Origin of the sequence: Flavobacterium aquaticum (assembly GCF_003259835.1) — a bacterium.
Classification (GTDB): Bacteria; Bacteroidota; Bacteroidia; order Flavobacteriales; family Flavobacteriaceae; genus Flavobacterium; species Flavobacterium aquaticum.
In genome coordinates this window covers 353,946-368,556 of record NZ_QLMI01000003.1, presented here as the reverse complement: position 1 = coordinate 368,556, position 14,611 = coordinate 353,946, and the positions used below count along the sequence as shown (strand labels likewise).

General features: G+C 33.1%; 18 protein-coding genes and 2 tRNA genes. 9 read left to right on the top strand and 11 right to left on the bottom strand.

Annotated elements, in window-relative coordinates:
- Window positions 1-58 precede the first annotated feature (58 nt).
- From B0I03_RS06680 to B0I03_RS06670, 3 genes are all read left to right on the top strand, one after another.
- Complete coding sequence (locus tag B0I03_RS06680) at window positions 59-1,960, top strand: S9 family peptidase (RefSeq protein ID WP_181452358.1); 1,902 nt, start codon at window positions 59-61, stop codon at window positions 1,958-1,960.
- Between the two features lie 70 nt (window positions 1,961-2,030).
- Window positions 2,031-2,546: a hypothetical protein gene (locus B0I03_RS06675; protein WP_317048045.1), complete on the top strand. Its 516-nt coding sequence runs from the start codon at window positions 2,031-2,033 to the stop codon at window positions 2,544-2,546.
- Between the two features lie 18 nt (window positions 2,547-2,564).
- On the top strand, window positions 2,565-3,050 hold the full coding sequence (locus B0I03_RS06670) for a hypothetical protein (protein WP_111566674.1): 486 nt from the start codon (window positions 2,565-2,567) through the stop codon (window positions 3,048-3,050).
- A gap of 43 nt (window positions 3,051-3,093) precedes the next feature.
- Here B0I03_RS06670 and accC read toward each other — a convergent pair whose 3' ends face one another.
- From accC to pdxA, 6 genes are all read right to left on the bottom strand, one after another.
- Window positions 3,094-4,443 carry an acetyl-CoA carboxylase biotin carboxylase subunit gene (gene accC, locus B0I03_RS06665; RefSeq protein WP_111566673.1) on the bottom strand — a complete coding sequence of 450 codons (1,350 nt, stop codon included), beginning with the start codon at window positions 4,441-4,443 and terminating at the stop codon, window positions 3,094-3,096.
- A gap of 91 nt (window positions 4,444-4,534) precedes the next feature.
- Window positions 4,535-5,023 carry an acetyl-CoA carboxylase biotin carboxyl carrier protein gene (accB, locus tag B0I03_RS06660; RefSeq protein ID WP_111566672.1) on the bottom strand — a complete coding sequence of 163 codons (489 nt, stop codon included), beginning with the start codon at window positions 5,021-5,023 and terminating at the stop codon, window positions 4,535-4,537.
- Window positions 5,024-5,050: 27 nt separating this feature from the next.
- Window positions 5,051-6,046: a beta-ketoacyl-ACP synthase III gene (locus B0I03_RS06655; protein ID WP_111566671.1), complete on the bottom strand. Its 996-nt coding sequence runs from the start codon at window positions 6,044-6,046 to the stop codon at window positions 5,051-5,053.
- A 166-nt stretch (window positions 6,047-6,212) separates the two neighbouring features.
- Window positions 6,213-6,407, bottom strand: a complete 195-nt coding sequence (gene rpmF, locus B0I03_RS06650) for a 50S ribosomal protein L32 (protein WP_008255033.1) — start codon at window positions 6,405-6,407, stop codon at window positions 6,213-6,215.
- 9 nt (window positions 6,408-6,416) lie between these two features.
- On the bottom strand, window positions 6,417-6,956 hold the full coding sequence (locus B0I03_RS06645; RefSeq protein ID WP_111566670.1) for a YceD family protein: 540 nt from the start codon (window positions 6,954-6,956) through the stop codon (window positions 6,417-6,419).
- Between the two features lie 81 nt (window positions 6,957-7,037).
- Entirely contained in the window at window positions 7,038-8,087 is a 1,050-nt protein-coding gene (pdxA, locus tag B0I03_RS06640; RefSeq protein ID WP_111566669.1) for a 4-hydroxythreonine-4-phosphate dehydrogenase PdxA, read from the bottom strand.
- 58 nt (window positions 8,088-8,145) lie between these two features.
- Here pdxA and B0I03_RS06635 point away from each other — a divergent pair, with 58 nt between their 5' ends.
- Window positions 8,146-8,736: a riboflavin synthase gene (locus B0I03_RS06635; protein WP_111566668.1), complete on the top strand. Its 591-nt coding sequence runs from the start codon at window positions 8,146-8,148 to the stop codon at window positions 8,734-8,736.
- 18 nt (window positions 8,737-8,754) lie between these two features.
- On the opposite strand, the gene B0I03_RS06630 is transcribed toward B0I03_RS06635, so the two are convergent.
- The 3 genes from B0I03_RS06630 to mce all read right to left on the bottom strand — a co-directional run bounded on the left by B0I03_RS06630 (window position 8,755) and on the right by mce (window position 9,709).
- Window positions 8,755-8,955 carry a hypothetical protein gene (locus B0I03_RS06630; protein ID WP_181452357.1) on the bottom strand — a complete coding sequence of 67 codons (201 nt, stop codon included), beginning with the start codon at window positions 8,953-8,955 and terminating at the stop codon, window positions 8,755-8,757.
- Between the two features lie 219 nt (window positions 8,956-9,174).
- Window positions 9,175-9,248 (bottom strand) — tRNA-Ile (locus B0I03_RS06625).
- 59 nt (window positions 9,249-9,307) lie between these two features.
- On the bottom strand, window positions 9,308-9,709 hold the full coding sequence (mce, locus tag B0I03_RS06620; RefSeq protein ID WP_111566666.1) for a methylmalonyl-CoA epimerase: 402 nt from the start codon (window positions 9,707-9,709) through the stop codon (window positions 9,308-9,310).
- Between the two features lie 115 nt (window positions 9,710-9,824).
- Here mce and rbfA point away from each other — a divergent pair, with 115 nt between their 5' ends.
- Window positions 9,825-10,217 (top strand): 30S ribosome-binding factor RbfA, encoded by a 393-nt coding sequence (gene rbfA / locus B0I03_RS06615; protein ID WP_026726411.1) that lies wholly within the window; start codon window positions 9,825-9,827, stop codon window positions 10,215-10,217.
- Window position 10,218: 1 nt separating this feature from the next.
- On the top strand, window positions 10,219-11,421 hold the full coding sequence (locus B0I03_RS06610; RefSeq protein ID WP_111566665.1) for an ABC transporter permease: 1,203 nt from the start codon (window positions 10,219-10,221) through the stop codon (window positions 11,419-11,421).
- Here B0I03_RS06610 and B0I03_RS06605 read toward each other — a convergent pair whose 3' ends face one another.
- Both B0I03_RS06605 and B0I03_RS06600 read right to left on the bottom strand, forming a co-directional pair.
- On the bottom strand, window positions 11,422-11,919 hold the full coding sequence (locus tag B0I03_RS06605; protein WP_111566664.1) for a hypothetical protein: 498 nt from the start codon (window positions 11,917-11,919) through the stop codon (window positions 11,422-11,424).
- Between the two features lie 105 nt (window positions 11,920-12,024).
- Window positions 12,025-12,104 (bottom strand) — tRNA-Leu (locus B0I03_RS06600).
- A 166-nt stretch (window positions 12,105-12,270) separates the two neighbouring features.
- Between B0I03_RS06600 and B0I03_RS06595 the strand changes: the two genes are divergently transcribed.
- The 3 genes from B0I03_RS06595 (at window position 12,271) to pth (ending at window position 14,574) form a co-directional block, all read left to right on the top strand.
- Window positions 12,271-13,212 carry a ribose-phosphate pyrophosphokinase gene (locus tag B0I03_RS06595; protein WP_026725217.1) on the top strand — a complete coding sequence of 314 codons (942 nt, stop codon included), beginning with the start codon at window positions 12,271-12,273 and terminating at the stop codon, window positions 13,210-13,212.
- A gap of 47 nt (window positions 13,213-13,259) precedes the next feature.
- Window positions 13,260-13,862: a 50S ribosomal protein L25/general stress protein Ctc gene (locus B0I03_RS06590; RefSeq protein WP_111566663.1), complete on the top strand. Its 603-nt coding sequence runs from the start codon at window positions 13,260-13,262 to the stop codon at window positions 13,860-13,862.
- A gap of 145 nt (window positions 13,863-14,007) precedes the next feature.
- A complete protein-coding gene (gene pth, locus B0I03_RS06585; protein WP_111566712.1) occupies window positions 14,008-14,574 on the top strand; it encodes an aminoacyl-tRNA hydrolase in 567 nt (188 codons plus the stop codon).
- Window positions 14,575-14,611: the final 37 nt, after the last annotated feature.

The following is a 14,611-nucleotide window of genomic DNA, read 5'->3' as shown; positions in this document are numbered from 1 at the left end:
AATAGGCATATTTTTTGAAAAAATTGCTACATTTAGCTTCGTTTTAAAAATAACAGATATGAAAAATTACATTTTTCTCATTTTCAGCATGATAAGTATGAGTACATTAGCACAGCAAAACCTAACTCCAGAAACCTTATGGCAATTAGGAAGAGTAACACCTTTAGGAATTTCAAAAGATGGAAAACTTTTGGTTTATAAAGTCGGAACGCCTTCCATTGAAGAAAATAAAATCAATTCAAAATATTACACGATTCCAGTTCAAGGTGGAAATGCAACTTTGGTGGAAGATTATAAATCATTATTAGCTGATAAAAACGTTTCTCATGATGGAAAAAACCTTTTATTTTCAAAAGAGGTGAAAGTAGAGAAATTATTAGGAAAAGACATTTATCCAGAATTATCAAAAACTACTGCCCAAGTGTATACAGGCTTAGATTATCGTCATTGGGACACTTGGAATGATGGAACTCACAACCATGTTTTCTATTCCGAAAATAAAAAAGATGCTATTGGAATTGATATTATGCCAAACGAACCATTTGATGCACCTCAAAAACCTTTTGGTGGTGATGAAGATTACATTTGGTCACCTGATGGAACAAAAATCATCTACGTTTGCAAAAAAAAAGCAGGAACTGCTTATGCAACAAGCACTAACACTGATTTATACGAATACGATTTAGCAACCAAAACCACAAAAAATCTTACCGAAAGCAATTTAGGTTACGATACGCATCCGATTTTTTCTCCAAAAGGTGATTTGTCTTGGTTACAAATGAAACGCGATGGTTATGAAGCCGATAAAAATGATATTATCGTTCGTCATAGAGGATTAGACATCAATTTAACTGCTGGTTGGGACGGAACAGTTGATAGTTTTACTTGGAGTACCGATGGAAAAAAAGTATACTTCATTGCTCCAATTAAAGGAACGAAACAACTTTTTGAAGTTAATTTTCCAGGTTTAACAAAAATTGCTGTTCGTATAACTCAATTAACGGATGGCGATTTTGATGTGAATGGAATTGTTGGTTTCTCAGGAACTTCGGTTATAGTAACTAGAAACGATATGAACCATGCTCCAGAAGTATATTCTTATGATTTAGCTAAGAAAACTTGGAAACAAATTACTAAAGTAAACGATGAAGCTTACGCTAAAATCGCTTCTTGTAAAACAGAAAAACGTTGGGTTACGACTACCGATGGCAAAAAAATGTTGGTTTGGGTAATTTTACCTCCAAATTTCGATAAAACTAAAAAATATCCAACGCTTTTATACTGCCAAGGTGGACCACAAAGTGCGTTGACACAATCGTATTCTTTCCGTTGGAATTTCCAATTAATGGCTTCGCAAGGTTATGTAATTGTGGCACCAAATCGTAGAGGAATGCCAGGACATGGAACGGCTTGGAACGAACAAATTTCAGGCGATTGGGGCGGACAAGTAATGGATGATTATTTAGCAGCAATTGACGATGTAGCAAAAGAATCATTTGTAGATAAAACGCGTTTAGGTGCTGTTGGTGCGAGTTATGGAGGTTACTCTGTATTTCAATTGGCTGGAATTCACAAAAACCGTTTCAAAACATTCATTTCGCACTGTGGAATTTTCAATACAGAAAGTATGTATGGAACTACAGAAGAAGTGTTCTTTACGAATTGGGATTCCGGTGGCGCTTATTGGGAAAAAAATAATGCTACAGCTCAAAAAACGTATAACGAATTCAATCCAATTAAGTTAATCAACAACTGGAATACTCCGATTTTAATTATCCAAGGCGGAAAAGATTACCGTGTGCCAATTGGACAAGGACAAGAAGCCTTTCAAGCGGCGCAATTAAAAGGAATTAAAAGTAAATTCTTGTTGTTCCCAGATGAAAACCATTGGGTACTAAAACCACAAAATGCGCTGGTTTGGCAAAGAGAATTTTTTGGTTGGTTGAAAGAAACGCTTTAAAATTTCAAGGGCAAGAGCAAGTTAAATTTTCAAATTGTTCTTGCTCTTAAATTTGATTTTTGACCTTAAAATGATGCCATTCGAAGACATAGAACTTACCATCAAAACCTTTCACAAGCATGATTTAGTGAAAGAAGCGGGTTTGTGGCTTTTAAAGATCTACGAAATGGAGCATCCTAATTTTGGAGGTTTTGAGTTTAGAGACGAAATTCAACCCGACAGTATTTTAATGACAGCTGAAGGAATTATTGGCGGACCTCAAATTGTTAGAATTCCTAAAAATACGTTTTCATTTTCTTTGGTCTTGGTTTTGAATTTATTGGCTCACGAAATGATGCATGTTAAACAAAAAGCACCAGGAATTGCCATGCAAGACAAAAACGAGCGCGAATGGCAAGCGTATTACGAAATGTTGTTTCACAAAGAATTCCCTTTAATTCCGAAGGCTTCTGTACATCATCAAAAGTTTTTTGCAGAAAAAGCGATGGTGTATTACGACCGTTCTGAAAAAGAAGTCAATCCGTTGCGATTGAAGTATGAAAATCAGAAACTAGAAATTGAGGAATTAATAAAAAGTTTAGGATAAAAACCAACACATTAAAAATTGAAAACAAAAAATATCAAATTAGTTTTATACTTTACATTTTTCTTTTCTTTTAGTTGTAAAAACAAAGAAAATCAAGTTTTTATTTATCATTCCGATTATTCATCAATTGAAATCATATCAAAAAATAAAGCTATAGAAAAGAATAAACTTAAACAGATTTTTAATGAACTTGAAAAAGTTGAATACATTTCTCAAAAACATTTCGTTAAAAAAGACACTATTAAAAGAATAATATATTTTGATAGATCATTAAAAAACAAAGTTGTTGTTGATTTCAAAATAAAAAACAATAACTTGACATTTAAAATAAAGGATAGAAAAATCAATAACTTAGAAAATGATTATCTAAATGATTTCATAAAAAACTTAAAACAGGCAATAGATAATAACGAAGATATAAATATTGTTTTTGAATTATATCTTCCTGTAAATTTATACAACGATAATAATAAAATTCAGCCACCACCACCTCCGCCTTTTTAAAACATAAAAAAAGCGATTTCAATTGAAATCGCTTTTTTAGTTATTATTCTTGAGGATCTTTCATTACAAAAGATTCCATGAATTTTGTAGTATAATTTCCAGCCACATAATCTGGTTCGTCCATTAATTGTCTGTGGAATGGGATTGTAGTTTTGATTCCTTCTATTACGAACTCATCTAAAGCGCGCTTCATTTTATTGATAGCTTCTTCTCTAGTTTGAGCTGTTGTAATCAACTTAGCAATCATAGAATCATAATTTGGTGGAATTGTATATCCAGCGTAAACGTGTGTATCTAAACGTACTCCGTGTCCTCCTGGCGCGTGTAAAACCGTAATTTTACCTGGTGAAGGACGGAAATCGTTATAAGGATCTTCAGCGTTAATACGACATTCTATAGAATGTAATTGTGGATAGTAGTTTTTGCCAGAAATTGGCACACCAGCAGCAACTAAAATTTGCTCACGAATTAAATCGTAATCAATAACTTGCTCTGTAATTGGATGCTCTACTTGGATACGTGTATTCATCTCCATGAAGTAGAAGTTTCTGTGTTTGTCAACTAAGAATTCAACGGTTCCAGCACCTTCATATTTGATATACTCTGCTGCTTTAACTGCTGCTGTACCCATTTTTTCACGTAATTCATCTGTCATGAATGGTGAAGGAGTTTCCTCAGTTAATTTTTGGTGACGACGTTGAACTGAACAATCTCTTTCTGATAAGTGACACGCTTTTCCAAAAGAATCTCCAACAACTTGAATTTCGATATGACGTGGCTCTTCAATCAGTTTTTCCATATACATACCGTCATTTCCGAAGGCTGCAGCCGCTTCAATACGTGCACTTTCCCAAGCTTTTTCAAGTTCTTCTTCTTTCCAAATAGCACGCATACCTTTACCACCACCACCTGCAGTAGCTTTCATCATTACGGGATAACCGATTTCTTTTGCTACTTTTTTAGCTTCTTCAAGAGATTCTAAAATCCCTTCAGAACCTGGAACACAAGGAACTCCAGCTTCAATCATCGTTGATTTTGCCGTAGCTTTGTCTCCCATTTTTTCAATCATCTCTGGAGAAGCACCAATAAACTTGATACCATGCTCTTGACAAATTTTTGAAAATTTCGCATTCTCAGATAAGAATCCGTATCCTGGGTGAATAGCGTCTGCATTTGTAATTTCGGCAGCAGCTATAATATTTGACATTTTTAAGTAAGAATCTTTACTTGGTGCAGGTCCAATACAAACCGCTTCATCAGCAAATTTTACGTGTAAACTTTCAGCATCAACAGTTGAATAAACCGCAACCGTTTTGATGCCCATTTCTCTACAAGTTCTAATTACACGTAGTGCAATTTCACCTCTATTGGCAATTAATATTTTTTTAAACATGTTTTTTTAATTAGATAATTAGACAATGTGTCAATTAGACAATTATGAAGAAAGAAAACTTCTAACTTCCAACTTCTAACTTCTAACTTTATTATGACGGATCAACTAAGAATAATGGTTGATCAAATTCAACTGGAGATGAATCATCTACTAAAACTTTTACAATTTTACCAGACACTTCAGATTCGATTTCGTTGAATAATTTCATTGCTTCAATTACACAAAGAACATCTCCTTTTCCAATGGTTGAACCTACTTCTACAAACATTGGTTTGTCTGGAGCTGGTTTTCTGTAGAAAGTACCAATGATTGGCGATTTTACTGTGATATATTTTGAATTATCATCAGCTGCAGGAGTTGCTGCTGGTGCCTCTGTCACTGCTGGTGCTGCTGCTACTTGTGGAGCGGCCATTTGAGGTGCTGCATGCATAGGCATTTGTTGCACGTAAGTTGTAGTGCTTTCAGCTCCTTCAGTTGTTGTTTTTATGGTGATTTTAAAATCGTCCATTTCTAATTTTACTTCTGTAGCACCTGATTTAGCTACAAATTTGATTAGGTTTTGAATCTCTCTAATATCCATAATATTTGATTTAGTTTAGTTTTGTTTTTATTTAGTGTAAGCCCATTTTAAATAGATAGCACCCCATGTGAATCCGCCACCAAAAGCTGCAAAGATAATGTTATCTCCTTTTTTCAATTGGTTTTCGAAATCTGATAATAATAATGGTAGGGTTGCTGATGTGGTATTCCCGTATTTTTGAATGTTGATTAAGACTTTAGATTCGTCTAATTCCATACGGTTTGCAGTTGCGTCAATAATTCTTCTGTTTGCCTGATGTGCTACTAACCAATTGATATCGTCGTGCGATAAATTGTTACGTTGCATGATTTTTTCGCTTACATCGGCCATTCCAGAAACGGCATATTTGAAAACGGTTTTTCCGTCTTGAAAAACAAAATGTTGTTTGTTTTTAACGGTTTCTTCTGAAGGAGGTAAAATAGAACCACCAGCTTCAATTTTTAAGAATTCTCTTCCGATTCCATCACTTTTCAGAATTTCATCTTGTAGACCTAATCCTTCTGTATTCGGTTCAAACAATACAGCTCCTGCTCCATCACCAAATATGATACAAGTAGCTCTGTCTGTATAATCAATAATTGACGACATTTTATCGGCACCAATCAATAAGACTTTTTTGTATTTTCCAGATGCGATATAAGCTGATGCTGTTGACATTCCGTAAAGAAAACTCGAACAAGCAGCTTGTAAATCAAATGCAAAAGCATTCGTTGCACCAATTTGCGTAGCTACATAAACTCCCGTTGAAGCTACTGGCATATCTGGAGTTGCCGTTGCCATAATCACTAAATCGATATCTTTAGGATCTAAATTGGCTTTTTCTAATAAGTTTTGAGCGGCTTTAATCGCCATGAAAGAAGTCCCTTGTCCTTCTTCTTTTAACAATCTTCTTTCTTTAATTCCGGTACGAGTGGTAATCCATTCGTCATTAGTATCTACTAATGTTTCCAATACTTGATTCGACAAAACAAAGTCGGGAACATAAGAACCTACTGCCGTAATTGCTGCTGTTATTTTATTCATCTTCGATTAATTTTTCCTTCTGAATTTTTAGGATTCAAAAAGTGGTGGAAATTACAAAAAAAATTTCAAACGAATCCTATTCGTTTTTATTAATTTAAAACGAATGGGTACTTAACAAAAAAACTCTCACAATGTGAGAGTTTTCTCTATTTTTTTGTTGATGCAATTAAGCTACTGCTTCATTTTTATCAATTACAACTTGACCTCTGTAGTACATTTTACCTTCATGCCAGTAAGCTCTGTGGTATAAGTGTGCTTCACCAGTAATTGGACATGTTGCGATTTGAGCAACTGTCGCTTTGTAATGTGTTCTTCTCTTATCTCTTCTTGTAGACGACTGTCTTCTCTTAGGATGTGCCATTGTTCTATTTTATTTATCCGTTAATAGTTTTTTTAAATTCTCCCACCTAGGGTCAATATCATTATTTTGTTGTTCTTCTTTTTTGTTTTCTTTTGGAGAAAGCGATTCTAATTTTTCAATTACATCAGACAGCGAACCATCTTTAACACCTGGATGTATTCTTCGTAACGGCACTGATAAAATGATTGACTCATAAATATACTGTGCTACATTTACCTGAAATTCGCCATGAGGTAAAACGAGCAACTCCTCATTTTCATCATTAAAGGCATCTCCAAACTTCACTAAAAGTTTTAATTTTCCTTTAATTGGCAAATCAAACTCTTCACCCGATACATCACATGGCACATTTACAGTTCCTTTGTGCTTAAAATCGAGTTCAAGCATGGTGCTTTTCTTCTCTAAAACAATATCTACTTTAACTGAAACGTCATTAAATTCGTCGTAATCAAAGTTTTTAAAGAACGTATTATCTATTTGATAATCAAACTGATGCTTCCCTATTTTTAATCCCACAAATGGAATTAAATATTCTTTTAAATTGTTCATAACAACAGTTTTACCTTTTTAAAAGGTGTGCAAAGATATAAAATATTTATAAATTCAAACTAGTTGTAAACATTTTTTTGTTTATAACTGCTTTTCTTTTGTTTTTAAAGGGTTTTTAATCAGCTCTTGATAGTCATTTCTTTTGTTATAAATATCAATTGCTAAATAAACGGCCTCTTTAAATGACTCGTGATTAGCCACTCCTTTACCTGCAATTTCATAAGCAGTTCCATGATCGGGAGAAGTTCTAATTTTATTTAATCCTGCCGTATAATTCACTCCGTTACCAAACGACAACGTTTTGAAAGGAATTAATCCTTGATCGTGATAAGTTGCAATTACCGCATCATATTTTTCATATTGTGCCGAACCAAAAAATCCATCTGCTGGAAAAGGTCCGAAAACCATATTTCCTGCTTCAAATAATTTTTTCAATGCCGGTTTTATAATTTTTTCTTCTTCTTGACCAATAACACCATTATCACCCGAATGTGGATTTAATCCTAAAACTGCCACTTTTGGTTTTTCAATTTCAAAATCTTGTTTTAACGTCTGAATAATGGTTTTAATTTTGCTCGAAATTAATTTTTCGTTCAAATGTTTTGCTACCTCATTCACTGGAACGTGATCCGTAAGTAATCCAACACGTAAATCATCATGTACCATTAACATTAAAGCATCGCCTTCCAATTCTTTATCCAAATAATCGGTGTGCCCTGGGAATTTAAATTCTTCTGATTGAATGTTATACTTATTAATAGGTGCTGTTACCAAAACATCAACTAATCCTTCTTTCAGTGCTTTAGTAGCTGCTACAAAAGATTTTATAGCATAACTTCCTACTACATCATCATTTTTTCCAAATTCTAAATTTACACCTTCGCGCCAAACATTTAGTACGTTGATTTTTCCAACAACCAATTGCTCTATTTTATCAATTCCGTGAATCGCGATATCAATATTCAACTCTTTTCTTAAGAAAGAAACAATCTTAGCATTTGCAAAAATTACTGGCGTACACAATTCTAACATTCGAGTATCTTCAAATGTTTTTAAAATAACTTCGCTTCCAATACCATTTAAATCTCCAATCGAAATTCCTACAATTATATTTTCTGCTTTTTTAACCATAACAAATGTGATTTATTGCTTACTTTTGATGTGCAAATTTAGTAAAATTAAATCAGTTATGTTTACCGGAATTATAGAAACCCTCGGAATTATAAAAGAAATCGAAAAAGATCAGGAAAACCTGCACTTAACGGTAGAATCTGACATTACCCATGAATTAAAAATTGACCAAAGTGTAGCGCATAATGGTATTTGTTTAACAGTGGTAAAAATTGAAAACAAAAATTACACCGTAACGGCTATTAAAGAAACGATTGACAAAACTTCTATTGGGACTTGGAAAGTTGGAGATTTCATAAATTTAGAACGCGCCATGAAACTTGGCGATAGATTAGACGGACACATTGTTCAAGGCCATGTTGATCAAACTGGAACTTGCACTAATATTAAAGAAGCTAATGGGAGTTGGGTTTTTACATTTGAATACGATGCTTCATTAAACAATATTACTATTGAAAAAGGTTCGATTACCGTAAACGGAACCAGCTTAACCGTTGTTAATTCTGGATTAAGCACCTTTAGTGTAGCTATTATCCCATACACATTTGACCATACTAATTTTAACACTTTTAAAATTGGTACTAAAGTAAATTTAGAATTTGACGTAATTGGAAAATACGTAAGTAGATTGAACGAATTAAGAAAATAGAAACATTAAAAAAGGCTCTTATAAAGAGCCTTTTTTAATAGATATATATTTCTTAGATAAATAATAACCCGAAACTAACGCCAAAAAGAATAGTATTACCAATCCACCATCAATAGGCAACCCAGGTGGAACTGGAGGTGACGGAGGCGGAGGCGTTTCATTAGCAAAAACACCTTGAATACTAAAAAGTACTACTAAAACTGTTATAATTTTATTCATAATTGTTCTCATTGGGCGCAAAAGTATAATTTATATCATTCTCTTACTAATAAAAGAAATTATTTAATAATAAGTTAATATTCTGTAACACAAACTCATTATGAAACACGAAAATATAAATATTTTTATACTTTACAAGTTATTTTCAGAAAAAAACTTAAAAAAAACTTAATTTCTGTGATTTATAAGTATTTTCTTCTTAAATCTTAACAATAAAAGTGGTCCCACCTGGGCTCGAACCAGGGACCACCTGATTATGAGTCAGGTGCTCTAACCAACTGAGCTATAGGACCAGTATTGAAGTTGCAATATTAAGACTAATTTTTATGGCACGCAAATCTTTTTTAAAACTTTATTTAATTTCTTGACAAAGCTCTACTAGTACGCCATTAGTGCCTTTTGGATGTAAAAATACAACCAATTTATTATCAGCTCCTTTCTTAGGAATCTCATTTAAAATCACAAAACCTTCGTTTTTTAGTCTAATAACTTCTTCATTAATGTCATTTACGTCAAAAGCGATGTGATGGATTCCTTCTCCTTTTTTTTCTAAAAATTTAGCAATTGGACTATCTGGATTAGTTGCTTCTAATAATTCGATTTTATTTGGCCCATTCATAAAAAAAGAAGTTTTAACTCCTTCACTAACCACTTCTTCTTCCTTGTATGGTGGTTGACCGAATAATTTTTCAAATAATAAGTTTGATTCTTTCAAACTTTTTACCGCAATTCCTATATGCTCTATTTTTCTCATATTTTCAAAACTTTTATATTTAAAACAAAGTTAACAAAAAACAAGAACAGCTAGTATAAATAGTGTATTAGCAACAAAAGAATTCCGCTTGTTTATTTTTTTGTATTTTTGCATCATGGAAACAAATAGACAAAAAAAAATAGGAGCACTTTTACAAAACGACTTAGTTTCAATACTACAAGGTGAAATTCGTAAAAATAATATCAACAATTTGGTAATCTCTGTATCAAAAGTAAATGTAACATCAGATTTATCAATTGCAAAAGTGCATTTAAGTGTATTTCCTACAGATAAAGCACCCGAAATTTTAGCAGCAGTTAAAAGCAACGCACCACTTATTAAACACGATTTAGCACAACGTGTAAAAAATCAATTGCGAAAAGTTCCTAATTTAATTTTTTATATTGACGACAGTTTAGATTACATTGAAAAAATTGATAAGGCTTTAACTGGAGAAGAAAACCCAATTGAAAACCCAGACTTATTAGAAAAAAGAAAGAAATCATAATTTGAACCTTTCCTTTTACATAGCAAAAAGATATGCTGTAAGTTTCAGCAAGAACAAAGCAATAAACATTATTACAGGAATTGCTTCTGTTGGAATTATAGCTAGCACTATGGCGCTTTTTGTTTTCTTATCTGTTTTCAGCGGATTGAAAGAGTTTAGTTTAAATTTCGTAAACGTTTCGGATCCTGATTTACGTATTGAAAACGCTACAGGTAAAACTTTTTTTATAAGTCCAAAACAAGAGGAATTACTAAAAAAAACCTCCCATATTTCTTCCTACAGTAAAATTATCGAAGAGCGTGTTTACTTTATGTATGACAACAAAGAATTAGTAGCTCACATAAAAGGGGTTGACAATCATTTTATACAAGTAACCGATTTTAAAAAACATTTATATGCTGGAGAATGGTTTGAGACCGATTCTGAGCATGTAGTTGTAGGAGCTGATATTAGCAGAAAACTTGGCTTAGGATTATTTGATTACAACAATGGTTTAGAAGCATTTGCGCCAAAACCTGGAAAAGGAGATATTGAAAATCTGAATGAAGCTTTTAATAAAGTACTATTATTCCCATCTGGAATTTATTCTGTTAACGAAGAATTAGATGGGAAATATGTCTTCTGCCCTATTGATTTAGCACAACATTTTCTTGGGTTAAAAGAAAACGAAATTACTAATCTTGAAATCAAATTAAAACCAAGTGCAAACGAAAATCAGGTTAGAGAAGAACTAACTTCTATTTTAGGTAAATCCATCAAAATAAAAAACAGAGCGCAACTTAACGATTCGCTTTATAAGATGCTTCAATCTGAAAACTTATTTATTTATTTATTCAGCACATTAGTTGTAATCCTAACTTTATTTTGTTTAGCAGGTGCTATTGTTATGATTGTTATTGATAAAAGAGAAAATCTTAAAACTTTATATAATATAGGAGTAACTCCAAATTCCATTCGTTCCATATTTTTTACTCAAGGGATAATCATAACTGTTTTTGGATTAACTATTGGATTAGCACTGGCTATAGGAATTATTTTACTACAACAATATTACTCTTTCATCATGATTACTCCTACCATGCCTTATCCTGTCCTTTTTGAATGGCAAAACATGGTAATAGTAATAATGACTATATTAATTTTAGGAATCATATCTTCTTGGATTGCTTCTGGAACAGTCAACAAGAAATTACTTCAAAAATAATTATTCTTTAGGTAGCGGAGCTCCAACAGCAATATCACATCTATGTCCTTCTTGACCATGAGGCGGATTCATCCCTGGAAGTGTTGTAGTTCCAACAATTGTAGCCGCACCATCTTTTGAATTGATTTTCATAACAGGTTGTTCTGAAGGTTTTGGCGTAACAACTTGAGTTGTTTTTGGCTGCTCTTTTTTTACTGGATTTGAATTCAAAGGTGCTCCTACAGGAATCTCACAGCGATGACCTGGCTGACCGTGAGGAGGATTCATTCCCGGAGCTGTTTGTGCTGTCTGTTGTTGTGTTTGAACTACTTGTTGAGCTTGTTGCTGAACAGGTTGCTGCTGCCCTTGCCCTCCTACTCTTTGCTTTAACCAAGCTTCACCTGAAAAAGGTTGTGCAGGCTGTTTTGTTTCTTCAACAGGTTTAACCTCTTCGTCTTTTTTACAAGAAACAAACAAGATTGAACTTATAACACCTAATAAAAATATTTTCTTTTTCATTATTTGCAATTTTAATGTGTTCAAATATAAAACTTTAATTTTTATTTAAAAACTAAGAATAAGATTTTGGCAAATAAAAAAACCTCTCATTTCTGAGAGGTTTAGTACCCGGAGTGGGAATCGAACCCACACACCTAAGTACACGAGTTTGAGTCGTGCGCGTCTACCAATTCCGCCATCCGGGCAATGGAAAATAATGGTTGCATCATTAAGTGGGTGCAAATGTAAAAAATATTTCTGCAATTCATAAAAAAATAGTTAAAAATATCCTTTCAGAGTTCGATTTTATTTCTAAATTTGCACCTCGTTTACACGACACAACACTAACTAACTACTAAACAATAAATTAACATGCTGTATCAAGAACCAGAAGCAAAAATTTTTGCATGTTCTCAGAGTGTGTATTTAGCTGAACAAATTGCTGAAAAGTATGGCGTTCCGCTAGGTAAGATTACGTTCTCTAAATATAGTGATGGCGAATTTCAGCCTTCTTTTGAAGAATCGATAAGAGGATTGCGCGTATTCCTTGTTTGTTCCACTTTCCCAAGTTCGGACAATTTAATGGAATTATTATTGATGATTGATGCAGCAAAAAGAGCATCAGCACGTCATATAACAGCGGTTATCCCTTACTTCGGTTGGGCAAGACAAGACAGAAAAGACAAGCCAAGAGTGCCAATTGGAGCAAAATTAGTTGCAAAACTATTAGAAACAGCTGGAGCAACCCGAATTATGACTATGGATTTACACGCCGATCAAATTCAAGGGTTCTTTGAAAAACCAGTAGATCACTTGTTTGCTTCAACAATCTTTTTACCTTATGTGAGAAGTTTAAATTTAGAAAATTTAACCATCGCATCTCCAGACATGGGAGGTTCAAAAAGAGCTTATGCGTATTCTAAATTTTTAGAATCTGACGTTGTAGTTTGTTACAAACAAAGAAAAAAAGCGAATGTAATTGACACAATGGAGCTAATCGGAGACGTAAAAGGCAGAAATGTTATTTTAGTTGACGACATGATTGACACCGGAGGAACATTAGCAAAAGCCGCTGATGTAATGATGGAAAAAGGAGCATTAAGTGTAAGAGCAATATGTACTCATCCAATTTTATCAGGTGAGGCATACGAAAAAATAGAAAATTCTAAATTATTAGAATTAATTGTTACCGATTCAATTCCATTAAGAAAAGAATCAAAGAAAATAAGAGTCGTAAGTTGTGCTCCATTATTTGCAGAAGTAATGCATATGGTCCAAAACAACAACTCTATTAGTGGTAAATTTTTGATGTAATCAAACAACCACTTTAATAAGAATTTATTAATTATATATATTTTACAATGAAATCAATTACGATTAAAGGATCAGAAAGAGAAAACGTAGGTAAAAAGGCAACTAAAGCCGTACGTGATGCTGGAATGGTTCCTTGCGTTATCTACGGAGGAAATCAGCCAGTTCATTTTGTTGCAGACGAAAGAGCATTTAAAGATTTGGTTTACACTCCAAACGCACACACAGTTGTAGTTGAGTTAAACGGAACGTCTTACAATGTAATTATGCAAGACATTCAGTTTCACCCAGTTTCTGACAAAATTTTACACATTGACTTCTTCCAATTAAGTGATGACAAAGAAATCATCATGGAAGTACCAGTTAAAGTTACAGGAACTTCTCCAGGTGTATTATTAGGAGGTGTTTTACGTTTAAACCAACGTCGTTTAAAAGTAAAAGCTTTACCTAAAAACTTACCTGACTTCGTTGAAGCTAACATTTCAGAATTACAAATGGGTAACAAATTGTATGTAACTAAATTAGAAACAAACAATTTCAAATTAATGCACCCAGACAATACTGTAGTTTGTCAAGTGAGAATTTCTCGTGCGGCAATGAAAGCAGCTCAAGAAGCAGCGAAAGCAGAAAAAGGTGGAAAAAAGAAAAAATAATTTCTTTACAAACTATACAAAAGAAGCATCAGTTTTTACTGGTGCTTTTTTTATGTTTTCTACTTTCTAAACTTTGTGTTACTTTTACATCATGAATTGGTTTTTAAATATTTTTAAGAAAAACAAACAAGAAGAAATTATTCCAATGAAGAAATTCTTAATCGTTGGGCTTGGAAACATTGGCTCAGAATACGCAAATACAAGACACAATATCGGTTTTAAAGTTTTAGACTATATTGCCAATAAAGAAGGGATTTCGTTTCAAACAGTTAAATTAGGTGAAGTTGCCGAGCTAAAAATAAAAGGAAGAACTATTCTATTATTAAAACCAAACACCTACATGAATTTGAGTGGGAAAGCAGTAAAATACTGGTTAGAGAAAGAAAATATCGAGAAAGAAAACATGTTGGTTATTACTGATGATTTAAATTTAGCTTTTGGAACCATCCGAATCAAAACTAAAGGAAGCGATGGCGGCCATAACGGACTTAAAAACATTCAATTATTATTAAATTCAACCGAATATCCTCGTTTTCGATTTGGCATCAGCGATGCCTTTAAAAAAGGACAACAAGTCAATTATGTCTTAGGAGAATGGGATACGGAAGAAAAGGAAAAACTAAAAGAACGTCTTGAAATAAGTTCAGAAATAGTAAAATCGTTTGCGTTAGCTGGATTAAACAATACGATGAATACGTATAACGGAAAATAAAAAAGGGAAGCTTAAAGCTTCCCTTTTTTCTATAACT